The sequence below is a fragment of the Neorhizobium alkalisoli genome, assembly GCF_002968635.1.
Lineage (GTDB): Bacteria > Pseudomonadota > Alphaproteobacteria > Rhizobiales > Rhizobiaceae > Neorhizobium > Neorhizobium alkalisoli.
In genome coordinates this window covers 167,352-190,864 of the sequence record NZ_PVBN01000007.1, presented here as the reverse complement: position 1 = coordinate 190,864, position 23,513 = coordinate 167,352, and the positions used below count along the sequence as shown (strand labels likewise).

Annotated in this window: 21 protein-coding genes and 1 pseudogene; 1 reads left to right on the top strand and 21 read right to left on the bottom strand. The window is 59.7% G+C overall.

The window, feature by feature from the left end; genetic code table 11:
* Positions 1-105: 105 nt before the first annotated feature.
* The 10 genes and pseudogenes from C5L13_RS17025 to C5L13_RS16985 all read right to left on the bottom strand — a co-directional run bounded on the left by C5L13_RS17025 (position 106) and on the right by C5L13_RS16985 (position 11,360).
* Complete coding sequence (locus tag C5L13_RS17025; RefSeq protein ID WP_105384482.1) at positions 106-852, bottom strand: SDR family NAD(P)-dependent oxidoreductase; 747 nt, start codon at positions 850-852, stop codon at positions 106-108.
* Positions 853-861: 9 nt separating this feature from the next.
* Complete coding sequence (locus tag C5L13_RS29290) at positions 862-1,332, bottom strand: PCC domain-containing protein (RefSeq protein WP_245571324.1); 471 nt, start codon at positions 1,330-1,332, stop codon at positions 862-864.
* A gap of 396 nt (positions 1,333-1,728) precedes the next feature.
* A pseudogene (locus C5L13_RS29285) lies at positions 1,729-3,357 on the bottom strand (acyl-CoA synthetase); the annotation flags it as partial.
* The gene (locus tag C5L13_RS17015) at positions 3,354-4,523 is read right to left on the bottom strand and encodes an acetyl-CoA acetyltransferase (protein WP_105384481.1); all 1,170 of its coding nucleotides are present in this window, start codon (positions 4,521-4,523) and stop codon (positions 3,354-3,356) included. The gene C5L13_RS17015 and the pseudogene C5L13_RS29285, both read right to left, overlap by 4 nt.
* Before the next feature lie 16 nt (positions 4,524-4,539).
* Positions 4,540-5,403: an IclR family transcriptional regulator gene (locus tag C5L13_RS17010; RefSeq protein WP_407070436.1), complete on the bottom strand. Its 864-nt coding sequence runs from the start codon at positions 5,401-5,403 to the stop codon at positions 4,540-4,542.
* Between the two features lie 58 nt (positions 5,404-5,461).
* On the bottom strand, positions 5,462-6,481 hold the full coding sequence (locus C5L13_RS17005; protein ID WP_105384479.1) for a TRAP transporter substrate-binding protein: 1,020 nt from the start codon (positions 6,479-6,481) through the stop codon (positions 5,462-5,464).
* Positions 6,482-6,526: 45 nt separating this feature from the next.
* Positions 6,527-8,383 (bottom strand): TRAP transporter large permease, encoded by a 1,857-nt coding sequence (locus C5L13_RS17000; RefSeq protein ID WP_105384568.1) that lies wholly within the window; start codon positions 8,381-8,383, stop codon positions 6,527-6,529.
* Between the two features lie 301 nt (positions 8,384-8,684).
* Entirely contained in the window at positions 8,685-9,488 is an 804-nt protein-coding gene (locus C5L13_RS16995) for an SDR family NAD(P)-dependent oxidoreductase (RefSeq protein ID WP_105384478.1), read from the bottom strand.
* Between the two features lie 155 nt (positions 9,489-9,643).
* Positions 9,644-10,222: a DUF2239 family protein gene (locus C5L13_RS16990; RefSeq protein WP_105384477.1), complete on the bottom strand. Its 579-nt coding sequence runs from the start codon at positions 10,220-10,222 to the stop codon at positions 9,644-9,646.
* Positions 10,223-10,271: 49 nt separating this feature from the next.
* Positions 10,272-11,360, bottom strand: coding sequence for an acyltransferase family protein (locus C5L13_RS16985; RefSeq protein ID WP_105384476.1), 1,089 nt, complete (start codon positions 11,358-11,360; stop codon positions 10,272-10,274).
* 192 nt (positions 11,361-11,552) lie between these two features.
* Between C5L13_RS16985 and C5L13_RS16980 the strand changes: the two genes are divergently transcribed.
* Positions 11,553-12,368, top strand: coding sequence for an MBL fold metallo-hydrolase (locus C5L13_RS16980; protein ID WP_105384475.1), 816 nt, complete (start codon positions 11,553-11,555; stop codon positions 12,366-12,368).
* A gap of 65 nt (positions 12,369-12,433) precedes the next feature.
* On the opposite strand, the gene C5L13_RS16975 is transcribed toward C5L13_RS16980, so the two are convergent.
* The 11 genes from C5L13_RS16975 to C5L13_RS16925 all read right to left on the bottom strand — a co-directional run bounded on the left by C5L13_RS16975 (position 12,434) and on the right by C5L13_RS16925 (position 23,331).
* Positions 12,434-13,357, bottom strand: coding sequence for a methylenetetrahydrofolate reductase (locus tag C5L13_RS16975; protein ID WP_105384474.1), 924 nt, complete (start codon positions 13,355-13,357; stop codon positions 12,434-12,436).
* Between the two features lie 87 nt (positions 13,358-13,444).
* Complete coding sequence (ligM, locus tag C5L13_RS16970) at positions 13,445-14,857, bottom strand: vanillate/3-O-methylgallate O-demethylase (protein ID WP_105384473.1); 1,413 nt, start codon at positions 14,855-14,857, stop codon at positions 13,445-13,447.
* A 142-nt stretch (positions 14,858-14,999) separates the two neighbouring features.
* Positions 15,000-15,704 (bottom strand): GntR family transcriptional regulator, encoded by a 705-nt coding sequence (locus tag C5L13_RS16965; RefSeq protein WP_170117281.1) that lies wholly within the window; start codon positions 15,702-15,704, stop codon positions 15,000-15,002.
* Between the two features lie 206 nt (positions 15,705-15,910).
* The gene (locus C5L13_RS16960; RefSeq protein WP_105384472.1) at positions 15,911-16,783 is read right to left on the bottom strand and encodes an NAD(P)-dependent oxidoreductase; all 873 of its coding nucleotides are present in this window, start codon (positions 16,781-16,783) and stop codon (positions 15,911-15,913) included.
* Between the two features lie 16 nt (positions 16,784-16,799).
* Positions 16,800-17,855: a 4-oxalomesaconate tautomerase gene (locus C5L13_RS16955; protein WP_105384471.1), complete on the bottom strand. Its 1,056-nt coding sequence runs from the start codon at positions 17,853-17,855 to the stop codon at positions 16,800-16,802.
* Between the two features lie 25 nt (positions 17,856-17,880).
* Positions 17,881-18,552, bottom strand: coding sequence for a 4-carboxy-4-hydroxy-2-oxoadipate aldolase/oxaloacetate decarboxylase (locus tag C5L13_RS16950; RefSeq protein ID WP_205836849.1), 672 nt, complete (start codon positions 18,550-18,552; stop codon positions 17,881-17,883).
* Positions 18,553-18,568: 16 nt separating this feature from the next.
* Positions 18,569-19,297 (bottom strand): PIG-L deacetylase family protein, encoded by a 729-nt coding sequence (locus tag C5L13_RS16945; RefSeq protein ID WP_105384469.1) that lies wholly within the window; start codon positions 19,295-19,297, stop codon positions 18,569-18,571.
* A 16-nt stretch (positions 19,298-19,313) separates the two neighbouring features.
* Positions 19,314-20,270: a VOC family protein gene (locus tag C5L13_RS16940; RefSeq protein WP_105384468.1), complete on the bottom strand. Its 957-nt coding sequence runs from the start codon at positions 20,268-20,270 to the stop codon at positions 19,314-19,316.
* Between the two features lie 268 nt (positions 20,271-20,538).
* On the bottom strand, positions 20,539-21,192 hold the full coding sequence (locus C5L13_RS16935) for a TerC family protein (protein WP_105384467.1): 654 nt from the start codon (positions 21,190-21,192) through the stop codon (positions 20,539-20,541).
* 343 nt (positions 21,193-21,535) lie between these two features.
* The gene (locus C5L13_RS16930; protein ID WP_105384466.1) at positions 21,536-22,627 is read right to left on the bottom strand and encodes an LLM class flavin-dependent oxidoreductase; all 1,092 of its coding nucleotides are present in this window, start codon (positions 22,625-22,627) and stop codon (positions 21,536-21,538) included.
* The gene (locus tag C5L13_RS16925) at positions 22,624-23,331 is read right to left on the bottom strand and encodes a GntR family transcriptional regulator (RefSeq protein ID WP_105384465.1); all 708 of its coding nucleotides are present in this window, start codon (positions 23,329-23,331) and stop codon (positions 22,624-22,626) included. The genes C5L13_RS16930 and C5L13_RS16925 overlap by 4 nt, the downstream gene beginning before the upstream one ends.
* Positions 23,332-23,513: the final 182 nt, after the last annotated feature.

Here is a 23,513-nt window from a genome sequence, read left to right as displayed (position 1 = left end):
CCAGTTTTCCGATGTGTGCAGAGACTTGTCAAACGAAACTAGGGAGGCTTACTCACCCCTTTTCATGAAGATACTGTCATACAGGAAAACCTGTGCCGGATCGGGTCAGGCCATCAGTCCGGCTGCCGTAAAGCCGCCATCGACGGCCAGGATTTGGCCGGTCACATAGGAGGATTGCTTACCGTCGACGAGGAAGGCAATAGCGGCGGCAATCTCTTCCGGCTGACCATAACGACGCATGGGAACCGTGCGCTGCCATTCCTCTCGCGTCACCGCGGTATGGTTTTCCTTGACCATCGGCGTCTCGATTGGCCCGGGTGCGATTGCGTTGACGCGGATCAGGTCGTCGGCGAGCTCAACGGCCATGATCTTCGTCAACGTGATCAGCGCACCCTTGGAAGCACCATAAGCCGAGCGACCGAGATTGCCTTTTATGCCGGAAACCGAGGCAATATGAACAATCGAACCGCCGCCGTTCTCCCTGAGAACCGGGGCCAGCGCCTGAGACAGCGCAAAGGCGCCAATGACGTTGACCTCGTAGATCTTGCGCAGCATGTCGGTCGTCGTATCGGCGAAACGGACATTGGCGGCGATACCTGCGCTATTGACCAGCGCGGCCAGCGGCGCATCGAGCAAACGGCATCGGTCTGCCAACTGCTCGACCGCCGCTTCGTCCGTTACATCCAGCGGAGCGAGCGTGATCGCGTTGCGGTTGGCAAGCCGCTCGCCGAGGCGCTCAAGTGCCGAGGCATCCCGGTCGGCTGCGACCACGTGCCAGCCGGCCTCGATCAGAAGCTCCGCCGTCGAAAGGCCGATACCTGATCCCGCACCCGTAACGACGACGCTTCGCATACCATTCTCCTAGTTTCCGACAATGACCAATTCGAAGGTGACGCCAACGGGATTGTCGCCGCGAGCAAGCCGTCCGTGGTAGATGACGCCGTCGGTATCGACGACCGATGCATCCAGCGTTGCGCGCAGCCCCTCGGCCGTTTGTTCCAGCGCTGCGTTCTCGATAGCGATCTCGGTCGCCAAGCAGGCAACTCGTCGCCCATCCTCGAACACCGGCTCGTTGATGCTGCCGATGCCGAAAATCCTTCCACTTTCGATACCGTGCCGCCGGCATACGTCTTCGATTGCGGCCGCGACATCCTCGTTCGGCCGAATCCGCAGCAGGATGCCGCTGCCTGAGTCGCTTTCGCCTTTGGCGGAGAAGAGGGTGAAATTCGTTTCCGGATCGGGGATGGAATCGAAGGTCGCAGTTGCGCTGCCGTAACCTTTGACCGTGATCGGCTCGCTCACCACGCTATCGAACGGCAGGACATGGCCCATTCTTAGCCCGCCCTCGCCCGTATCCCAGATCCCGTGGCAATGCAGGAAGGGCGCTCCGTCGCGTTCGCCGAATATCGCCGTGGCCTTCGCGAATCTCCCGCCCGTGGCCGGAGCGAAAGTCGCGCTGTACCAGGCAGCATGGTCCTTGTCCGGCGAAAACGCGGGAAGCACGTAGCGGAACGGGTCGCAGGCTCCCCCTTCGATATTAACGAAGCCGCCCTTGCAGCCCGCTTCCGCAAAAACCCGCGCTACGCCGGCGAGAAAGACTTCGCCCGGCCGCAACTCGCCCTCGACGGGCGTCAATTCAGTCCGCACGGCCTCGTGCCGGCTCGGCGCCATGGCCCCCGGATGTTTCAGCTGGCGCAGCGCCGGCTTGTCGTTAGCCGGCTTATGATCGAGCTCCCCTCTCGCCTGCAGCTCCTCGCGGATCATCTTCTTGGTGATCTTGCCATAGGCGGATTTTGGCAATGCGTCCCAGAAGACGAAGCGCTTCGGAAGCTTGTAGCGAGACATCTTGCCGTCGATGAACTCGAACATTTCTTTCTCTGTGACGGCTGCGCCCGGCTTTGCGACGCAGACCGCGTAACCCACCTCACCCCAGAGGGGGTCCGGCACGCCGAGCACCGCCACTTCGCTGATCGCGGGGTGGGTGAGCAGCTTCTCCTCGATCTCACGGGGATAGACGTTCGAGCCACCGGATATGTACATGTCGGACGCGCGCCCGGTGATGTAGAGAAAGCCCTGATCGTCCATGTGGCCGAGGTCGCCGGTGCGGAACCAGCCCTTGCGGAACGCTTTTTCGTTGGCTTCGGGATTGTCGTAGTATCCGGCAAAAACCGCCGGCCCGACGACACAGATTTCCCCGGTCTCGAAAGGCGCGACCTCCTCACCCGCATCGTTTTGGATCGACACCTGCATGCCGGTGCGTTCCATGCCGCAGGTCCCGATCTTCACGCCTTCCCCGTCTTCCGGCGAATGAAGAGCGGGCGGCAGCACAGTTATCGCACCGGTCACTTCGCCTAAGCCGAAATACTGCACGATGACGGAGCCCAGGCTCTTCAGCGCCCGCTTCTGGTCCTCGCGGTACATCGGCGCGCCGGCATAGATCACATAGCGCAGCGAGGAATGATCGTATTTTTCCGCCGCCGGGTGCTCGACCAGGAGCTTGAGAATGGTCGGTACGGTGAACATGGTCGAGACGCGCCATTTCGCGATCAACGCCCATGCCGCATCGATGTCGAACTTTTCGGTTGGCAACAGGATCGTCTTCACCCCATGCGCGACCTGGGTCAACTGGTGCACGCCGGCCCCATGCGACAGCGGCGCTACGACCAAAGCCGCATCGGCGGAAGTAACGCCCGGCATCAGGTCGCAGAGATGATTATTGACCACGAAATTCATCTGGCCATGGGTCAGCACGGCCGCCTTGGGCCGCCCGGTGGTGCCGGAGGTGAAGAAGAACCAGCAGGGGTCGTCGCGCTCGACCCGCTCGTCGCTGACCTCCCGTCCAAGAAACTCCTCGACGATCGCGTCGTAGGAGGGGCCAAATTCAGCCTCGCCGATAGCGATCACGAAACTGATCTCGGCATTCGTCTCATGCGCGACGCGAGCGTGGTCGGCAAAGGACGCGTTGCAGATCATGCCCTTCGCGCCGCTCGCCTTGGCGAGATAGGCGACTTCTTCCGGTGTCTGCCGGAAATTGGTCGGCACCCAGACGGCTCCAATTCGGAAGCACACGAACATGGATTCAAACATCTGATTGCAGTTCTGGGACTGAACTAGGATGCGGTCACCCTTGGTAACGCCAAAGCGCTGCTGTAAGGCAGCGGCCATGGCGTCGATACGCGTTTCGAATTCTTCCCAGGTCCAGGTTTTCTCCGCCCAGACGAGCGCCACGCCTTTGGGATCACGACGCCTGGCCTGCGTCACGAAATGTGCAAGATTCATGACCCGCGTCGAGCGAGGCATGAGTCCGCCCTTCGGCTCGGCGGGATTGCCGGCAGACACCGAAGTGACGGCGTTCATTTCGTCCGCTCCAGAATGGAGACGTAGTTGGCGACAGCCGCGCCGCCCATGTTGAAGACCCCGGCAATCGTCGCATTCGGAACCTGCATCTCGCCCGCATCGTCACAAAGCTGCATTGCCGCCATCACGTGCATGGAGACGCCGGTGGCGCCGATCGGATGCCCCTTGGATTTGAGCCCGCCCGACGGGTTTACCGGCAAACGGCCATCCTTGCGGGTAATGCCTTCACGAATGACCCGATAGCCCTTGCCAGGCTCCGCGAGACCCATGGCTTCGTATTCGATGAGTTCCGCGATCGTGAAGCAGTCGTGCGTTTCGACGAAGCTCAGATCGTCGAGCGATACACCCGCCTCGCCAAGCGATTTCTGCCACGCCCTGCGCGCTCCTTCGAAGGCGATCGGATCGCGCCGCGACATGGCGAGGATGTCATTGACATGATTGCGTGCCTTGAAGGCGACGGCCCGCTTCATGCCGGCGGCAACCTCAGGTGACGCGATGACCAATGCGGCCGCCCCATCCGATACGAGCGAGCAATCCGTACGGCGCAGCGGCGCTGCCACATAAGGGTTCTTGTCGGATATCGTGTTGCAGAAATCGAAGCCGAAGTCCTTCTGCATGTGGGCATAAGGGTTCTTCACGCCGTTTGCATGGTTCTTGGCCGCAATCATTGCCAGTTCTTCGGAACGGTCGCCATAACGCTGAAAATAGTGGCTGGCGATGCGTCCGAAGAGGCCTGCGAAACCACCTTCGACATCCGCTTCCTCTTCGCGATAGGAGGCGGAAAGCAGTATGTCGCCCGTCTCTTTTGTCGGGAGCGCCGTCATTTTTTCGGCTCCGACGACGAGTGCGATTTTGCCGCGGCCGGAGGCGACAAAATCGAGCGCCGAGTAAAGGGCAGCCGAACCCGTCGCGCAGGCATTCTCCATTCGCACCGCGGGCACGTGGTCCAATCCGTCGGCGGCCATCGCGACGAGGGCGCCCTGAAAGTCCTGCTTGGAAAAGCCGTTGTTGAACACGCCGACGAAGATGCCGTCGACATCCTTTGCCGTGATCCCCGCGTGATCGAGCGCCGGATTGATCACCTCGGCCATCAGTTCCCTGGTCGATCCGGCTTCGGACTTGCCGAATTTCGAATGAGCCCAACCGACAATCTGTGCTCCTGCCATGACCTTCTCCTTTGTTTCAGACCCGTTCCGGCGCTCGTGCGCGCGCCGCCAACTGCGGCTTTAGAACAGTCGCTTTTTCGCCGCCGAAAAGCGCCTTCAGCTTGTTCTGGACCCGCTCTACTTCCTGGCGCAGCAGTGCCATAAGCTCGTTCTGCCGCATCTCATTCATCCGGCTGTCGATCGCCGCTATGGATAGTGCCCCGGCAAGCCGACCGTCCGGCAGCAGGATCGCCATTCCTATTCCCCAGGAATTGGCGATCACCCGTCCTGGGTTCAAGGCATAGCCCTGCTCGCGCGTCCGGACGACATCTTGACGGATGATCTCCGGCGAATAACCAGGATACTGGGCCGCAACGACCCCTTCTATCCGGCCGATGATCGCCGCCACCTCCGGATCCGGCAGAACGGCGAGCATAGCGAGCGACCCCGCACCGACGCCGAGGGGGTTCTGATCGCCTGCAAGAAGGGCATGCGTCCGAACCGGAAACGTTCCTTCCTCGCGATGCAGGCAGACGGCATAGTCGTCACGCCGCATGGAAACGAAACTGGTGTCGCCTGAAGCGGCGGAAAGCCGCTTCAGGCTTTCGCCGGCCATCTCCAGCAGGCCATGCCGGCGCGAAGCCAGCATGCCCAGCACGTAAAGCTCCCCTCCGAGATAGTACCGGCGGGTCAGCTCGTCCTGTTCCACCAGGCGGGACCGCATCAGCGCCATGAGCAGCCGCCGGGCCGTCGGTTTGTTCAGTCCGCTTTCAGCAACGACATCGCCAAGGGCGACACCTTTTTCCGCACGGCGGCCGACGATGGAAAGAAGCTGCAAAGCCCGTTCCACCGCTTGCGCGCCGGTTCCCGAAGTTGCGCTGCTCTCCGGCAAGACAGACAAGGGTTCGACATTCCGCTCCATAAAGTTGAGCCTCTATCTGGCGCCCGATTGTTCCTGCCTAGCCGAGCGTCTTGCCGACGGCCTTTTCCAGGATCGCCCAGGCTTCGTCCCCATATTTGGCTTTCCAATCCTTGTAGAAGTTGGCGCTACGCAGCTTTTCCTGGAAGAGAGCGCCGTCCGGCTTGTTGAACTTCATGCCCTTGCTCTCCAGCTCGGCCTGGACAGTGGCGTTCAGCGCCATGACGTCCTTGCGCTGCTGTTCGGCTGCCGCGTTGAAATGCTTGGAGACGATCTGCTGCAGGTCTTCCGGCAATGCCTGCCAGGAGCGGCGGTTGAGCAGAATCCAGAACCCGTCCCACATATGGTTCGTCAGCGAGACATATTTCTGCACCTCGTAGAGCTTCGCGGTCGCAAGGATGGCAAGCGGATTTTCCTGACCGTCAACGATGCCGGTCTGCAGGGCAGTATAGGTCTCGGCGAAATTGATAGAGGCTGGCGCCGAGCCGAACGCAGTAAACATGGAAGTCCAGAGCGGGCTGACGGGTACGCGGATCTTGAACCCTTCGAGGCTCTTCGGAGTCTCGATCGGCCCCTTCGACGAGGTGATCTGGCGGAAGCCGTTGTCCCAGATCTTTTCAAGCGTCAACAGACCCTTCTTCTCGATCTCGCCGCGGACGTATTTGCCGAGGTCGCCGTCCATCGCCGGCCAGACCTGATCGTAGCTGGGGAACGCGAACCCTACGCCGTTGAGCGACGCATTCGGGACTAGTGTCGAAAGAATGATCGGCGACAGGCTGAACATTTCGACGCCACCGGACCGCACCTGGCTCAGCATGTCCGTATCGGCACCGAGCTGGCTCGAGGGAAAGATGTTGATCGCCATGCGACCGCCGCTCTCCTCCTGGATCTTCGCCACCGCTTCCTTGGCGCGAATGTTCATCGGATGCGTCAGCGCCTGGTTGTTCGCGAACTTGTAGGTGAATTCAGCGGCATTCGCCGGCCGTGTGCGGACCGAAAATGTGGTGGCGAGACCGGTCGTGGCCGCGCCCAAAAGAAGCGTTCTGCGATTGACGTTCATGAAATCCTCCTCCGATTTCAGTTCCCGGTTATGTGTTTTCGCCTCTTATAAAAAGGCCGTGGAAAAGTAAGGTACTGCTGCGATCACCAGAAGGCCGATCATCAGCGCGCCGATATAGGGCCAGATCGCCTTCATGGCTTCGTCCGGCGAAACATTGCCGATTTTGCATGCGATGTAGAAACCGATGCCGATCGGAGGTGTCATGAGACCGATATTCATCGCCGTCACCACCACCATGGAATAGTGAATGTCGTTGATTCCGAGCGAGCGAGCGACCGGGAACATGATCGGCGCCATCAGCACGATCGCCGGCAGCCCTTCGAGCACGCAGCCGAGCACCAGAAAGATGAGGATGGTGACGCCCATGAACGTCATCCAGCCACCCGGCAGATCCTGCACCGCTTCGACAAGCTGAGCAGCAAATCCGGTCTGCGTCAGCGCCCAGGCCATGGCCGAGGCTGCACCCAGGATCATCAGGATCGCGCCGGAAAGTGCCGCAGTCTCAACCAGCATCGAATAAAGCCGGCCGTAGCTGATGCCGCCATAAAGCACCACGCCGATGATCATGGCGTAAAGCACCGCGATGGTCGAAACCTCGGTGGCGGTTGCAATGCCCTCGCCGACAGCGGTGCGGATCAGGAAAGGCAGCACGAGGGCAGGCGCTGCGATCAGAAGGGCTTTCTTGATCACCGGCAAGGGCGCCCGGCGCACGCCAGCCATGGATTCATGCCGCGATTTCCATCGAGCGAGGACGGCAAGCACCAGAAGCAGCACCATGGCGATTGCAAAGCCGGATGTGAACAGGCCCGCGATGGAAACTCCGGCTGCCGATCCCAGCACGATCAGCACGATGGAAGGTGGCACGGTCTCTGCCATCGCCGCACCGGTAGCGAGCAAGGCAATCATCTCCGGCGGCTTGTGACCGCGCCGTTTCATCTCGGGAAACAGCGCCGGCGCCACCGTCGCCATGTCCGATACCTTGGAGCCGGAAATGCCGGAGACGAGAAAAAGCGAACCAAGCAACACATAGGACATGCCGGCGCGCACATGCCCGAGCAGCGAAGCCAAAAATTCAACGATTGCCTTGCCCATACCGGTCGCATCCAGGATGCAGCCAAGAAGGACGAAGATCGGCACGGAGAGCAGGATGATGCTCGACATGCCTTCGTCGATGCGGCCGATCATCACGAAGACCGGCACGGACGTGGTAAAGTTGAGAAAGGCGAGCGTTCCAAGGCCGAAGCAGAAGGCTATCGGCACGCCGAGCACCAGAAACAATCCCACGAAACCGACCAGGAAAATCGGAATATTCCAGTTGCCGATCTGCTTGAGGCTGGGTCCGGTGAGCCACAGGAGACCTGTGATTGCCGCGATCAGGACAACACTGCCGGCAATGCGCCTGAGGCTTGAACCTCTGAGCCCCTTAGCCAGCGCCAGGATCAGCATCAGGGCAACACCGACGGGCAAGGCCGCGGCTCGAAAGCTCATTGGGATATTGAGCGCAGCAGAGGTAATGAAGGATTCTTCGACGGCATATTCATAGGCAGGCAGCAGCATCGCCCCCAGGAACACCGCCATCAACAGCATCGTCAGGGTATGGGCCAGGCCCTGCAACCGATCGGGCAGCATGCCCACAAACAGGGTAAGTCTCAGATGCTCATTGCGGTCGACCGCCATCGCGGCTCCGAGCATTGCAAGCCACAGGAATGAAATCGAGGCGACCTCGTCGATCCAGACGATGGGCAACGAAAAGACATAACGGGAAACGACTCCCGTCAGAAGCAGCCCGATCACCGCCACGAGCAGCAGTGCCGCCACCCACTCGACGGGTCGCATCCAGACCGATCCGCGTTGCTGCGGCGCTACTCCTTCGAGGCCGGCAAGCAACGAAGCCTCATCCATAGAGCCGATCGCATTGTTGGCTGCCGTCAAAATTCACCCTCCTCCAAACAGGCGAACGCCGAGGTCGAAGGGAACGCATCTCGCGTACTGAAACGCAACGCCTCCTCAGCGCGTTGCTGCTTCCTCCCCGCCTCAGGCTCCTCCAGCCTTATGGCAGTCCACTTTCTGGACCTTGTTCTTTCCGAACCTGCGGGAGAGTGCGTGAGCTTTGGCAAGTAGGCAAGCACAAAATCAGAACCGAGATAGAAATCTTCTCACTAGGTTCATATCATGGAACACAAGAAACATAGCTGAATACGCTTCAGCTGATGCTGCCGGAAACCGTAACATGCAGACCTCCGTCAACCGGAAGCTCAACACCCGTAATGTACTTCGCCTCGTCAGAGGCAAGAAAAACAGACGCCCAAGCGATATCCCAGCCGTCTCCCTGCTTCTTCATAGGTGCAAGAGCGTCGCGTTTGGCCTTCATCTCGTCCGCCGAACCGTAATAGCCGCTGATCTGTTTCTGGATGTGGGGTGTATCCATGACGCCGGGAAGAATCGTGTTCGCTCGAATGCCCTTGGCAGCATATTCAATTGCGATGGCTCGCGTGAAGTGATTGAGGCCGGCCTTGGATGCATAATATGAAACATACGGGTATCCGGTCCACCTGATGGATGCGAGCGAGGAGATGCTGATAATCGCACCGCCTCCCTGCCGCTCCATGATCGGCAGGACCGCCTTGCAGGTCAGGAACGCGCTAGTCAGATTGACATCGATCACCCGTCGCCAGCTTTCCTCGGTCGCCTCGGCGGCACCGCCGGGAAGATTGATCCCGACATTGTTGTGCAGCACATCAATGCGACCAAACTGCTCCATCGCCTTTTCGACTACGGCAGCGATGTCATCGGATTTCGTCACATCGGCGGCAAGCGCCAGACCGACACCACCCTCGGACTTGATCACCTCAAGCGTATTCTCGGCCGCATCCCGGTTGACGTCGACACATACGACGCTCCCGCCTTCACGAGCGTAGGCAACGGCCGCCGCCTTGCCGTTCCCGAAGCCCGGGCCGACCGACCCCGCGCCGAACACGACGACGACCTTGTTCTTCATGCGATCCATGCGTTATTCCTCCCAGCCGCCCTCCAGGCAGCGAGACGGAACTTAGGCACCTCCGGGCCGCCGGTCCATGTTCAATCACGAACAGGATATGTTCGGAAACGTGCCTGCTTACCCGCTTGGGCTGAGGCCAGCTGCCGAAGCATTTGCCGCAATCGCTATTTCCGCTCAGTGCCCGAAGTCTCGAAAGCACCTTTGGCCAGACGTATAGCGTGATTACGGATATCCTTCGGCCACGCAGCCGTCAGGCCTTCAAACCGGTCGGCCTGTCCTGCATAGAGGGCTCGAGCCGCCTCTTCGTAACCCGGCTGATCGCCAGCAAGGGCCTGCATGAAACGATCGGCAGCCTCCTGAGCCTGTCGCTTCTGACTGTCGGCGTCGCCGGCAGCCCGCGCGGCCTCGACGAGCTTGCGCAATGCCACGGACGCGCCTCCCGGTTGCCGATTGAGCCATTCCCAATGCCGCGGTAACAGCGTCACTTCACGCGCGACGACGCCGAGCTTCGGGCGTCCCGGCCGCCGTTCCGCCGGCTCAACGGGACCCGCGTCGTCCTTCGGCAGACGCGCGAGACATTCCTCGACATCCCCCCGCAGGTCGAGATCGACGAGCCGTCCAGTGGCGTCGTCAAAGATCAGAACTCCGCTTACGTGCCGGACTTTCAACGCGGTGACAACCTCGGCCGGCGAGCCGCCTGTGATGCGTTTATCGCCTTGAAAGGCCGTCCAGCTGAGTTTCACCCGTTTTCTCCATCGCTTCGGATGAATTTATCCGGGTAAAACACTAGCGTCAATCGGCTTGAACTGCCCGCTGCTTCAGACGCGAAAGCCCATCTTCGAGCCGCTGCGCGAATTGGACGATGGTTCGCCGCGCTGTCGGCTCCGGCCCCTTGGCAATCAACCATGACAGGAGGAATAAGGCCGCGACCAATACGAGGCCGACAATCCACCGATTATCTTCGGTGCCGAAATGGGCAAAGACAGCGTAACCGATATTCTGATGGAGCAGGTAAAGGGGGTAGGTCAGCCCCCCAAGGCCTATTGCCCAACCCGGAGAAATCCGCAGTGACGGTGAAAGGGCGGCAATGGCCATGGCCGCAAGCGCTGCCGGACCTATAAGCGCAAGACCGCCGACATGCCGGCTCAGGCCATAGGTTTCAATAAAGTCCGGTTCGGTAAGGAAAGGTGTGACCATGGCCCAGATGGCCGCCGCGCCAAGCACGCAGAAATTTGCAGCCGAGCGGTGCTGTTGGGTCTTGTAGAGCACCAGCCCGAACGCGAAGTAACCGGAATATTCCGTGATCAGTAGTTTCTGCAGAACTCCACTTCCGATGGCGATTTCATTGCAGGCGGAAACGGCAAGCCACGACAGCACCAATATACGCCAGCCACGGTCGAAAAGGCCTGTTGCAATCAGCAGAAACACCCAGCCGTAGAAGATGATCTCGTAGGCAATCGTCCAATAGGCACCATCGAGGAAAGGTTGGCCAAGCGCTCTCGACAGTATGACGGCATGCGCCATCCACTGTTCAAGCGTCGGGGGCTGGAGGGACGGCACGGGCCAGAAAGTCAGAACGATAGCGGTAATCGTCGCGCAGACCATAAAAGTCGGCCACAGCCTGGCCACCCGCCCAACCGCAAATTCGTAGGCCGAACGTCCTTCTGCCGACATTGTGATGACATAGCCGGAAATAGCGAAGAAGATCAGGAGGCCGATGTCGAACCACATGGCCAGCGGCGCAAGCTCCGGAAAACCGATGCCGCCACCCTCTCCGGAAATCTGCATGCGGAATCCATAGTGGAACAGCAGCACCATCAGTGCCGAAACGAAGCGCAGCAGATCCAGGTTATGGATGCGTGGCGTCTTCACACTCGTCATAGAGACCTCGGTCGCAGGTTAGTTTGCGGCATTTTATGGGACGAGCCTTTGAAAACCGTGAATCCAACGGAAAGAATATGAACAAATCCAGCCCCGGCAATCTTCCGCCGGCAATGACTTCCCTTTCCGCCGCGAATATCGTTTCCTCCTGGTTTGCGAACGGATTCGGTCAGGACATCGAGGAGGATTCTCATGACGATCTTTGTTTGCTCCGCCTGTGGCACCTCTTTCGATGACGGAGAGCACCTGAAGACATGCCGGATCTGCGCTGACGAACGGCAATATGTGCCAGCCTCCGGGCAAGCCTGGACCACACCGGAAAAACTTGCTTTGGCTCACCGCAATACCTGGCTTCAACTCGAGCCGGGACTGATGGCAATCCAGACTGTCCCGGCCTTCGCCATCAACGAGCGCGCTTTACTTCTGCGTACGCCGGCCGGAAACGTGCTTTGGGATTGCATCGCTCTCCTTGACGAGGCAACCAAAGCAATCATCGACGCGCTCGGAGGCCTGAGCGCTATCGCCATCTCACACCCTCATTACTATACGACGATGCAGGATTGGGCCGCTGCGTTCGACGCTCCGATTTACCTTCACGCCGCAGACAAGGAATGGATCTGCCGCCCTTCCGATTACATCCGCTTTTGGGAAGAGGATGCTCTCGTCCTCTCCTCCGCGGTCACGCTTGTTCATGGCGGTGGCCACTTCGCCGGCGGCACAGTGCTTCACTGGACGGGCGAGGATGAGCAAGGCGTGCTGCTCGCCGGAGACATCGTCCAGGTGACCCCTGGGGCCGACCACGTGTCATTCATGTGGAGTTACCCGAACATGCTGCCACTCAGCGCCGAAGAAGTAGCGGATGTCGCCGAACGATTGGCGCCATGGCCTTTCGAGCGAATCTACGGGGCCTTTTCTCACCAGAATGTGCGGCAAGCCGGGCAGGATATCGTGGCGCGCTCCGCGCGCCGCTATATCGACCGGATCAAGAGCCCAATCAGTGATAGATAATCTGCAGGCGCCGAGGCCCTCGCATTGGCCAAAGCTGCTATCGATGCCTTACCCGCCCGACAACATCACGGCGCGACGATGCGTTCGTCGGCGAGCTGTTCATTCATCCATTCGGCGCCCGCACGGATACCGCCCAGCGGGAAGACATGGATGCGATCGATCAGGCTTTCCGGATGCGCCGTTTTGTATTCGGCGATATCTGTCAGGAAATCGCTGGGTTCGTACGGCACCAGGAGCTTGCTGAGATCCATCGCCCGCCGCTGCAACACGCTCAGCGAGGGACCTACGCCGCAGGAGATCGCAAACTTGATCAAAGTCTGCAGCTTGGTCGGCCCGGCGATCCCCAGATGAATAGGCAGCTTGATGCCGGCCGCAGCAATCCGCTCGGCCCAGGCGATCACGGGTTTAGCCTCAAAAGCAAACTGGGTAACGATCGCCATCTCGGCATCGGTGCGCTCGGAATAGGCCTGCTTGAACTGCAATGCTTCGTCGACGATCTTCGAACCACCGTTGGTATCTATGTCCTTATTGCCTTCCGGGTGCCCGGCGACATGCAGGCGCTTGAAGCCGTAGCGATCGAAAAGACCCGATTCGATAAGCTGGATCGAGCTGTCGAAATCGCCTGCCGGCGTCGTCACACCACCCCCGAGCAACAAGGCCTGATCGACACCGGCCTCGTTTCTGTAGCGCTTGATCCAGTCCTCGAGCGTGACCGCACTTGGAATGATGCGTGATGGGAAGTGCGGCATTACCGCAAAACCGTCATTGGCCAGGCGCTTGGCGGTCGAAACCATGTCTTCGATCGGCGTGCCGTCGATATGGGCGATGTAGACGCGCGTGCCTTTGGGCAGAAGGCTCCTGAAGTCGTCTATTTTGGCTGCCGTCCGCGGCATGACTTCGATGGAATAGCCGGCGATGAGATCCCTGAAGCCAGCCGGCTCGAGGGATTTTTCCTCCTGCTTTCCCCTGAAAAGATTCAAAAGTGCCATTGTCGATCCTCCCCCGTCTAATCCGAATGCCTCCGACCGAAATGGACGGAGCGGCGTGCGAGACCCATGTTCTCGCACGCCTGAAGCTCAGAGGGCTTTCTTTGTGCGCCAGCTTTCGGCGTAATTTTCACGTGCTTCCTGTGCGTAGGGCACTGCAGCGACGCGAACACGGATCTCAGTCTGCCTGTGGCCCTGCTCCACCGAGGTCTTGGAAGTACCGCCATCCGGCTCACCCCAGACGAGCGTCAGGATGTCGTTTTCCTTGATGTCGGCATCGACGACGCCGAGCGACAGCATGGAACGCTCGTTGTAGCTATAGCCGTTGAACATCGACAGGCCGACGACCTTGCCGTCCTTCAGAACCTTGTCGAAGCTCGACGACGCGTAGTTGGAGAGTGGGAAGTCGATCCACTTGGCAGCCTGTTCGCCCGGCTGGAACGCCGAAGCAATGACCTTGACGACGTCGTCGGAGTTCCACTCGAAGGTGACCTTGCGACGCTGCGGGGTTGCCTTCTGCTTTTCGACGGCTGCGCGGCCGACGAAGTCGTGGTCAAACTTGACGTATACGCCGTAACCCAGCTCGTAGGGGTTCAGGTAGTAGTCTTCGATGTTGTCGGAAACGTAGCTGCCGCCGATCGAGCCGCTGGCTTCATAGCTCTGGGCAGAAAGCCAGTCGCGATAGGCCTGCAGTTCGTCGCCGGTGTAGATCGCCGGAAGCGGCGACGGGATCCAGCCGGATTCCAGGGTGTTGGTGGCGTAGGCGCGGCTGCCGACCTGGCGCAGATCGACGCCGGCTTCTTCGGCTGCTTTCAGGATAGCGGCGCGGACTTCATCCTTCTCCGCATACGGACCCCAGATTTCAAGACCCGGAGCGCCGGCCATACCGTGACGCAGAGCCTGAACCTTGCGGCCGCCGACATTGATCCAGTCGACGTGGAAGAATTTGATCTCCGGGATCGGACCGCCGTTCATCTTTTCGAAGACCTTCGGCGCATCCGGCCCCTGGATCTGGAAGCGGTAGTGGATGCGGGTCACCTCCTTGCCGTCCGGACGCGACGGAGAGCGGGGATCGTGCGTCAGCTTGACATTGTATTTGCCGAGAGAAGCGTTGTAGAGCAGCCAATTGGCGGTCGGGGCGCGGCCGACGAGAACGAACTTCTCTTCGGTTTCGCGGAAGATGATCATGTCGCCGATGACGTGGCCGGCCGGCGTGACCGGAACGTAGTGCTTGGCACGGTCGACGCCGAAATTGGCGAAGCTGTTGATCGACAGGCTCTCCAGGAACTTGGCGGCATCGGGGCCTTCGACAACAAGCTCATCCATATGATGGGACTGGTCGAAAAGAACGGCTGTTTCCCGCCACGCAGCCTGCTCGGAGCGCCAGTTGGAGAATTCCGGAGCGACGACCGGGTATACATAAATCCCTGTTTTGGAGTTGCGAAGATGCGTGACCGTATTGCCGGCATCCTTCAAAACTTGGGTCAGATTAGCTTTCGTCATAGAATTCCTCCCTATGGCTAGAAGTTTCATGTATACATGACGCCATCGGAGAGGAAATTCAAGGGAAAATATTGGCGACCAATAAACGCCGGCGGATAACGGGGATACGCACATCTCAGGAAGCATCGGCGCCGCGGATGAGTCAGGAATTAAGCAGAACGAGGCCGGGTACGGTCAGCATCAACTCCGGATTCTCATAGACTGCATATTCGAGGTTCTTGCGGGCAATGCGCGCATGTTCCCGCGCAAGGAACTCCGCCCGCGCACCCTCACGGCCGGCGATCGCAGCAACCAGTGAGCGATGCTGATCCTGGGCGATATGCAGAGACTGCCGGAAGGCCGCGACATGCGTTCGGCTGGAAAGAAATGCCGATGGTGACGCGAAGGGCAGACGCGTCGCTCGCTCCACCTCGCGCTGAACGACGGAACTGTTGGAAAGCCCCACCAGAACCGCGTGGAATTTCGCATTCGCCTCGGAATAGGCTTCCAGATCCACTTCGTCAGGACCGCCGCCGAAGCAGGCCTCGAGACGCGCCAGAATTTCCCCAAGCTGATCCATTCCCGCCTGAGACACTCCACGCTCGGCAGCAAGCCGCGCTGCCGTTCCCTCCAGCACGCCACGCAGCTCGATGGCGTCTACGGCGTCCGCATAGGTGAAGCTGCGGACGACGAAACCACCGTTCGCGAGGCGATCCAGCAATCCTTCCTCAGCAAGGCGCGACATCACCTCGCGAACTGGCGTGCGGGAAATTTGCAGCGTCTCCGCAAGCGGAACCTCGAAAAGCCGGGTGCCGCCAGGATAGTCGCCGCTCAGTATCTTCTTGCGCAGCTCCATGAGAGCCCGCATCGTATGAGTGTTTCTCGAAGTCTCTTCCAAATCAGCACCTGTGCTCTGCGGCGAAGTCGGCACAGGCCTCCCCCATCGATCCGGAAATCTTAGCCACATCTGATGAATTGGCCAAGTCCCGTGTATACAAAGCAGTCCTGCTCTGGATGGTCGCCGCAATCCGCGCCAGTCTGGGCACGACAGACGATAGTTGGAGGATGAGCGCGCTATTCCGGTCGGCGGCGGGCAGCCAACGCACGCGAGACTGTCTCCCTGAGATCATCCGTGGATTTTAAACCGGTCGCGGCCATCGCGTCCTGCACGGCGGCAATTTCCCGCGCAAGCCCACCGTTGAGACCGAGCGCATCCAGCGTGACGCCGCTTTCCCGCATTTCAGCAGCACGACGGCGACCATGGCGCACCGTTCGTTCAAACTGGTAATCGGGAAATCTGGACCAGTCGAGGCCGGGAAAACTTTGAGAGAGCGAAGCCAATATCTGCTCGAAACAGCCGGATGCCTCGGCGGCCAGGAGAGCCTCGACTGTGATTGCCTCCAGACCTTTGACGAAGACTGAGCGCACCATCTTGATGGCCGTGGCCGCACCGGGCATATCGCCGACCAGATCGGCGTCGAAACCGAGACTTCGAAAACGCTCCAACAGCTCCGCTGCTTCCACGCCGGCAACAAGTACCGGAGTTGCATGTCCTTTTGGATGCACGGGCGCCATGACGGCCATGTCGAGATAATTGGCACCCGTCGAATTGATAAGCGCTGCCGTATCCCGCTTGCGCTCCGGCGAAACGGAATTGATGTCGATCAGCAGCGCGCCTTGGCCGAGATACGGCGCCAAAGACTGTGCGGCGATGAGGCTCTGATCGGCTGTAACCGCACTGAAGATCCATTCCGCGTCAGCAAGTTCCGCCGGTGAAGCAGCGGGCTTCACATTGCGGCTGATCATTGCCATGCGCATCTCCTCGACACTTTCGACGCGATCAAGCAGCAAATCATAGGCTCGAAACTCGCCATGTTCGAGCTTCGGAACAAGACTGTCGTGGAAGGCGCGAGCCGCTTCGCCAAAGCCCAGAAAGGCGATCCTCATATCTTTGCCCCACAGATCATTCCACAAAGACCCTGCCATCAAAGAGCTTGCGGGCCGTCCGCAACACGGCGGCACGATCGACTTCGCCGTTCTTGATCGTGGCGATAACACTCATCTCACCGGTCGGATGTTCGATCGACAGCAGCTTCTCATCGCCATCCGGTATCGCGGCGAGCTCCGACACGGGGCCTGAGGGCAGCAGGCAGGCGGTCGCAACGCTGACGGCACCGAGCACGCCGATCGCATCGTGACAGGTGTGCGGAATGAAAGTACGGGTGGAAACCGCTCCGCCGGCAATCGGGGCCGAAACCATGGTCATTTTCGGCACCGATTTTTTTGCGACGTCACCGAGATTCATCATCCGTCCGGCCTTCAACCGGATCGCCTCGAGCCTCGCTCGCAATTCCTGGTTCGCTTCCAGCTCCTTGGGGCTTTCCGTACCCTTGATCCCGAGCGCGTCGGCGCGCATCACCACGCAGGGCATGCCGTTGTCGATCAAGGTGCACGCCACGCCGTCGATGTCGTCGACCGGATTGCCTGTCGGCAGGAGGGCTCCGCAGGACGAGCCGGCAGTATCGGCGAAAACGATTGGAACAGGTGCAGACGAGCCGGGCACACCGTCGATCCTCGCGTCACCCTTGTAGGTAACCTGGCCGCCCGGCGTCTCCACTGTCGCAATCGCGATCTGCCCAGTGTTCTCCATGAAGATCGAAACGTCGGTTTTTTCACCCTTTGCCTGCACCAAACCGCGCTCAATGGCGAAGGGCCCGATGCCGGCAAGGATATTGCCGCAGTTCTGCGCATCCGTGACGATCGGCTGATCTACGAAGACCTGCAGGAAGAGATAGTCGACATCGACACCCTCCCGCTCGGATTTCTTAACAACTGCCACTTTGGACGTGAGCGGGTTGGCTCCGCCCATACCGTCGATCTGGCGCGTATCGGGCGAGCCCATGACGCGCAGCAGGAAGTCGTCTCGGTCGACCGGCAGGTCTTCGGCCAAGAAGTATCCACCTTTGGACGTGCCGCCCCGCATCCACATGCATCGGACGCCGGTTTCGGTTTCATTCATGACCGCCTCCGCTCTTTTGCAGCACTCAGATGTATTTCAGGCCCTTTTCGGCGAGCCTGCCGCGCATGTCGTAGATGTCGAGGCCGAGTTCGCCGGCAGCGAGCCGTTTGCGCTTGTCGTCTTCGGCCGCGACGCGGGCTTCCGCCTTCTTGGCCACGGCTTCAGCCTCTTCACGCAGCACGACACAAACGCCGTCGTCATCGGCGACAATCACATCACCCGGGCGAACATAAGCACCCGCGCAGACGACCGGGACGTTCACAGAACCCGGTGTTTCCTTGACCGTACCCTGAGCGGAGATCGCCTTCGACCAGACCGGAAACCTCATCTCCGTCAGGTCAGCCACATCCCGGACCCCCGCATCGATGATCAATCCCTTGCATCCGCGGGCCTGTGCGGACGTGGCGAGGAGGTCACCGAAATAGCCGTCTTCGCAGGGGCTGGTCGGAGCTAGCAGAAGGATATCGCCAGCCTGAAGCTGCTCGATCGCCACGTGAACCATCCAGTTGTCGCCGGGAGGCGCCGAAATGGTGACGGCGCTCGCCGCAAGGCGCGCGCCGGGATAGATCGGGCGCATGTAGCTCGCAAGCAGGCCTTTGCGGCCCTGCGCTTCATGGACGGTGGCAACGCCGCAGACAGCCAATCGGTCGATGACCGACTGCTCCGCGCGTTCAATGTTCTGGACGACGACCGACATCAGAGTTCATCTCCCATCAAAGTTCGTCGACGGTGCGCGGGAAAACGGACTGGAAGCCTTCCGCATGGGTCGACTTGCGCCCGCCGGACTGCCCGCCCGAATTGCGCATGAAATGATTGCCGCGGTTTTCCGCTACATTTTTGTAGTAGTGCCAGAGGTGCTCCTGACCCTCCATGCACTGGATGGCCGCCCATTTCTTCTCCCAGACCGGGGAGATATCGAGAAACACGTCCGGCTTCCATTCCATCTGCTCGGTCTGATGCGGCTCGAACAAATAGAGCTGCGGCGCTCCGAGAACCTTCTCGCCGGGATTGTGACCCCAGGCCTGGGCGATCATGCGGGCGTCGAGCGCCACCTGGGTCGCGTACATGTGGTCGGTATTGTAGGGATCCCATTTGGAATGGGAGAGCATGAATTCCGGCTGCACCTTGCGGATCACGTCGACCAGCTTGAACTTGGCGTCCTGATCGACGACCAGCGGATAGTCGCCGAGATCGAAGAACTGGATGTCGGTGACATCAAGCGCCTTTGCCGCGTTTTCCGCTTCCTTGCGGCGCTCCGTCTTGACCTTCTCAAGCGTCATGCCCGGGTTCTTCCAGAGCTTGGCGCTTTCGCCACGCTCGCCATAGGACAGGCAGATGACGGTGACGTCGTAGCCCTTTTCCTCGTGAAGCGCGATCGCGCCTCCGCAGCGCCAGACGAAATCGGCCGAATGGGCGCTGATGACCAATGCTGTCTTTGCCATGGGATGCCTCTTGTTCTTACTTGTGCGCAACCGGCGGTGTGCCGTGCGTGTGGAAAGTTTCGATAGTCTTCATACCCCAGGCCTGGCCCTTCTTGCGGTCAGCTTCGGTCCAGACGACCGGCTTCCAGTCGGGACGAAGGATCAGGCGGGCACCTGCATTGGCAAGCTCGACGCGATTGCCGGCGGGCTCCCAGACATAGAGGAAGAACGTGCCCTGGATCGCATGCTTGTGCGGGCCGGATTCTATGTGCACGCCGTTTTCCAGGAAGATGTCGGCGGCGCGCAGGATGTCTTCGCGCTGGTCGCAGGCATAGGTGACATGGTGGAAACGGCCGTGCGCCCCGGTATGGTCCTCGGAGCAGGCGAGGTCATAGGTCTTGTTGTTGATGGTGAACCAGCAGCCGCCAAGGCGGCCATTGTCGAGCTGGATCATCTCGGTGACCCGGCTGCCCAGCGCCGTGGTCATGAATTCGCGGATCAGGCTGACATCGGCAGCAAGCAGATTGACGTGATCGAGGCGGCGGGGGCTTGCGCCCCGGCCATGGTAGCGCTGGGCGATGTTCTTCAGCGCCGGCTTTTCTTCCGGCGGCGCCACATATTCCTGGGTATCCCAATAGAGTTCGAACACGTGACCATCGGGGCTCTTGAACTGATAGGCCCGGCCATGGCCGAGGTCGCCTTCTGTCCAGCCGACGCCCCAGCCCTTCTCTTCGATCACCTTGACGCGGCGCTCCAGAGCTTCCGCTGACGACGTGCGATAGGCGATATGGCCGACACCGGTGGTGTGGTGTTGGGTGAGCTTTAGCGTATGGAATTCGTAGTCGTCATAGGCGCGCAGATAGACGCTATCGCCTTCGCGTCCGCTTTCCGTCAGCCCGTAGACGCGGGTGAAGAAATCCAAACTTTCGTCGAAACGATCGGTGTAGAGTTCCACGTGCCCCAGATGGGCGACATCGTAACAGGGTTCGGTCATGGGTCTGTCCCGAGCGGTTAGCTCACAGGCGCCCGGCGGAAAGACGCCTTCTCTTCCAAAACGAAAGCCGCGTCCTCCACCCTAACACGGCCGGCGACGAACGCCGCAGCATGGTGAAGGCATAAAAGCAGATCGTCGCAATGACGAATAGGTTCTGCTGCCTGGTCATAAGTTTTGATTGAGGGACAGATCAGCTCGCTGGTAGCGAGCAAAATTGTCGTGTCGTGCAAAGGCGGCGCGGTGAAGGCTTCACCGCGCCGCAGAAGAGTTAACCGCCGAGATAGGGCATGATTTCCACCGCGCCGCGCCAAATCATCTCGAGCGACACGTACAGGATGACTGCCAGACCGACATAGGCAATCCACCGGTGCTTGTTGAGAAGGCGCGCAATAAAGCTTGCCGCGATACCCATCAGCGCGATCGACAGGACAAGACCAAAGATCAGAACTTCGGGGTGTTCATGGGCGGCACCGGCAACAGCAAGGACGTTGTCGAGCGACATTGAAACGTCAGCAATGATGATTTGCCAGGCAGCCTGCGCAAAGGTCTTGCGAGGCGCGCCACCGGCGATCGTACCATCCTGATTGAGATCGGTTCCCTCAAGCGCCTCGGCCGCCTCGTCCTCTTGCTGATGCGGCGTACGCAGCTCTCGCCACATCTTCCAGCAAACCCAAAGTAGCAGTACGCCACCTGCAAGCAGCAGGCCGACGATCTGCAGCAACTGCGTGGTGGCAAGGGCGAACCCGATACGAAGAATAGTCGCGGCGATGATACCGACGAGGATCGCCTTGGCCCGCTGGTCCTTCGGCAGTCCAGCTGCGGCAAGACCGATAACGATCGCATTGTCACCGGCAAGGACAAGATCGATCATGATAACTTGCAGGAGGGCGGATAATGCCTCTGCAGTAAAGATTTCCATCATTTGGCACCCAATCTCTTATGGCGTGGAGTACCTCATGTCGCGATGGTAGTTCGGCAGGAGCATACGACTGACATTTTTGCCTGCCGTAGGTTCACTGCCGTTTTCGTTGGAGACCGCCACGAACACCAGGCACCTAACTTGGACGATTCCAGTCCGACATCACAGTTCAACGAACTGCCAGAGGGGCCCGGTCTGGTGGCGTGAGATTTAACGGCCCGATAACAGAAACTCAAGTGTTGAGTTGGAGGCTTTATTGCCACTCCCACATTTCTACTGATCATCGAAAGCCCAACCGGAGCATTTCCATGTACTGCGATCTCCTCCAGCACGGATTCGACGATCATTAGGCCCGGAGCCCGGCTTTCTTGAGCAGCGGCAGCACCCGGTCACAGAAGAAGGGTAGTTCATAGGTGTAGTTGACGAAGGACAACGCAATCCCGGCATAACCTTGTTCCGCGATAGCGATCATTTCCTCCACCAGCTTCTCCGGCGTGCCAATCAAAGGATAGCCACCGGCACCGCCTGCAAACCTTTTGCGATACCGATCATACGCGCTCTGGTCGTGTGACTGCGAAAACTCCTTCTTGCCGGCCATATGAGCATCGACCGCCTCGTGATCGGCAAGCGTCACGGCATAGCGCTCGTAATAGTCCTCGGCTTCCTGCTGGCTTTCGCGGCAGACGACGTGACAGACCGTATAAACGCCCACGTCGCGTCCGACCTTCTCCGCCCGGTTCCTGATGTCCTCGACGTGTTTGCCGGCCTCGGCAATCTCCGTAAAGGTCGTAAACAGGTATTCGCAGTTCCTCGCGGCGAAATCTCTGCCCGGGCCTCCGAACGCAGCGTTCATGGTGACGGGCCGTGGTGACTGCAGGCTCGCGGGGCGGCTGACAACATCCTTCAGTTTGTAATAGGTGCCGTCATAGTCGAAGGGGATATCGGACCGATAGGAATGCTCCACGATCTCAAGCCACTCGGCGGCCTGATCGTAGCCCTTCTCCACGAGCGGCACGCCGAACATACCGAATTCCTTCGGATTCCAGCCGCAGACGATATTCAGGCCGGCACGGCCGCTGCTGATATGATCCACCGTCGCGAGCGCCTTGGCCGCATAGACCGGATGCACGAGCGGTACATGAACGGTCATGAAGAGACCGATCCTCTCGGTGACAGATGCGAGGCCCGCCGCCCAGGTGAAGGTTTCGAACGACCATTCGCGCACCCGGTTCTTGCCTCCGAAGCCTTTCCATCGAGCGATCGGCAGGAAAAAGTCGAATCCACCCCGATCGGCGATCTGCGCGGCATTCAGGTTGTCCTCCCATCGCGCCTGCCAGCGCTCCGGCACGTCGGTTATGGCCAAGCCACCATCGGCATTGGCGGAGAAGACGCCGAGTTTCAGCTTGCTGGAACCTTTCAGCGGATGCGGCTTGATCATGCTGTTCCTCTCCTGGTTTTTCCTCTGCGCGAGGAAGGCTTTATTTGCGCCGCTTCCAATTGCCGCCGGCGAACGGAAAGATAGGCTTCCTCGGCCGCGAACATGAAAAGCGTCATACGGTCCTGAACGACCAGGGGGTCATGTGCAAGGAATGCCTCATGGATATGCGAAAGCCCATCGAGGTATTGCTGAGCGCTAGAAGGATCAGCAAAAGTGCCGAGGCGGACCGACTGAAAATAGTCCATGAAACGGGAGATGGTCGCTGCCATGTGCCGATTGCAGACCGCTTTCAGCCAGGCGTTGCGAAAATCCACATTCGACGCAGCCAGTTCTCGCATGTCGCCTCCGGCGAAGGATCGCCGGATGCGCACCATCGCTGCCGTCAGCTCTTCCTCGACTGTCGACGACATATCCCGCGCCGCACTCGCAGCCGCCCGCGGCTCGAGCTGGCGGCGCACTTCAAACAGCCCCGATATATCCTCCAGGGACAATTCCCGGACCGCAAAGCCACGTGTCGTGCCGACTAGGTAACCTTCCGAAACCAGCCTGAGCAGTGCCTCGCGGGCGGGCATACGCGATATGCCTTTTAACGCGGCGATCTCCGTATCCACCAAGCGGTCGGAGGTGGAAATCTCGCTCCGCTGCAACTTCAGCCGCAGATCGAAATAAACCGCGTCGACCAGATTTTCGTTCGGCTTCAGCATCAATACCTCTCGCAAAATCCGTATACCGTTGGCTAGATATTTCAACTATCGCCATGCAAAAATCCGATTTTCCGGCGCAGTACCGCCGGATACAGTATACGGCTTGCGATCGAAATCATGTCGTCGAGTTTGTTTCGACATCTCCTGTTATTCGCTTGCAGGCCTAATAATTTTAGGCTTAA

Excerpts from the sequence above, each read along its gene's own strand:
- C5L13_RS16980 (WP_105384475.1), top strand. The coding sequence starts at position 11,553 with ATGACGATCTTTGTTTGCTCCGCCTGTGGCACCTCTTTCGATGACGGA.
- ligM (WP_105384473.1), bottom strand. The coding sequence starts at position 14,857 with ATGACGAAAGCTAATCTGACCCAAGTTTTGAAGGATGCCGGCAATACG.
- C5L13_RS17025 (WP_105384482.1), bottom strand. The coding sequence starts at position 852 with ATGCGAAGCGTCGTCGTTACGGGTGCGGGATCAGGTATCGGCCTTTCG.
- C5L13_RS16965 (WP_170117281.1), bottom strand. The coding sequence starts at position 15,704 with ATGCGGGCTCTCATGGAGCTGCGCAAGAAGATACTGAGCGGCGACTAT.
- C5L13_RS16945 (WP_105384469.1), bottom strand. The coding sequence starts at position 19,297 with ATGGCAAAGACAGCATTGGTCATCAGCGCCCATTCGGCCGATTTCGTC.
- C5L13_RS16950 (WP_205836849.1), bottom strand. The coding sequence starts at position 18,552 with ATGTCGGTCGTCGTCCAGAACATTGAACGCGCGGAGCAGTCGGTCATC.
- C5L13_RS16930 (WP_105384466.1), bottom strand. The coding sequence starts at position 22,627 with ATGATCAAGCCGCATCCGCTGAAAGGTTCCAGCAAGCTGAAACTCGGC.
- C5L13_RS29290 (WP_245571324.1), bottom strand. The coding sequence starts at position 1,332 with ATGGGCCATGTCCTGCCGTTCGATAGCGTGGTGAGCGAGCCGATCACG.
- C5L13_RS17015 (WP_105384481.1), bottom strand. The coding sequence starts at position 4,523 with ATGGCAGGAGCACAGATTGTCGGTTGGGCTCATTCGAAATTCGGCAAG.
- C5L13_RS16955 (WP_105384471.1), bottom strand. The coding sequence starts at position 17,855 with ATGAATGAAACCGAAACCGGCGTCCGATGCATGTGGATGCGGGGCGGC.
- C5L13_RS16975 (WP_105384474.1), bottom strand. The coding sequence starts at position 13,357 with ATGGCACTTTTGAATCTTTTCAGGGGAAAGCAGGAGGAAAAATCCCTC.
- C5L13_RS16935 (WP_105384467.1), bottom strand. The coding sequence starts at position 21,192 with ATGATGGAAATCTTTACTGCAGAGGCATTATCCGCCCTCCTGCAAGTT.
- C5L13_RS17000 (WP_105384568.1), bottom strand. The coding sequence starts at position 8,383 with ATGGATGAGGCTTCGTTGCTTGCCGGCCTCGAAGGAGTAGCGCCGCAG.
- C5L13_RS16985 (WP_105384476.1), bottom strand. The coding sequence starts at position 11,360 with ATGACGAGTGTGAAGACGCCACGCATCCATAACCTGGATCTGCTGCGC.
- C5L13_RS16940 (WP_105384468.1), bottom strand. The coding sequence starts at position 20,270 with ATGACCGAACCCTGTTACGATGTCGCCCATCTGGGGCACGTGGAACTC.
- C5L13_RS16995 (WP_105384478.1), bottom strand. The coding sequence starts at position 9,488 with ATGGATCGCATGAAGAACAAGGTCGTCGTCGTGTTCGGCGCGGGGTCG.
- C5L13_RS16960 (WP_105384472.1), bottom strand. The coding sequence starts at position 16,783 with ATGAGGATCGCCTTTCTGGGCTTTGGCGAAGCGGCTCGCGCCTTCCAC.
- C5L13_RS17005 (WP_105384479.1), bottom strand. The coding sequence starts at position 6,481 with ATGAACGTCAATCGCAGAACGCTTCTTTTGGGCGCGGCCACGACCGGT.
- C5L13_RS16925 (WP_105384465.1), bottom strand. The coding sequence starts at position 23,331 with ATGCTGAAGCCGAACGAAAATCTGGTCGACGCGGTTTATTTCGATCTG.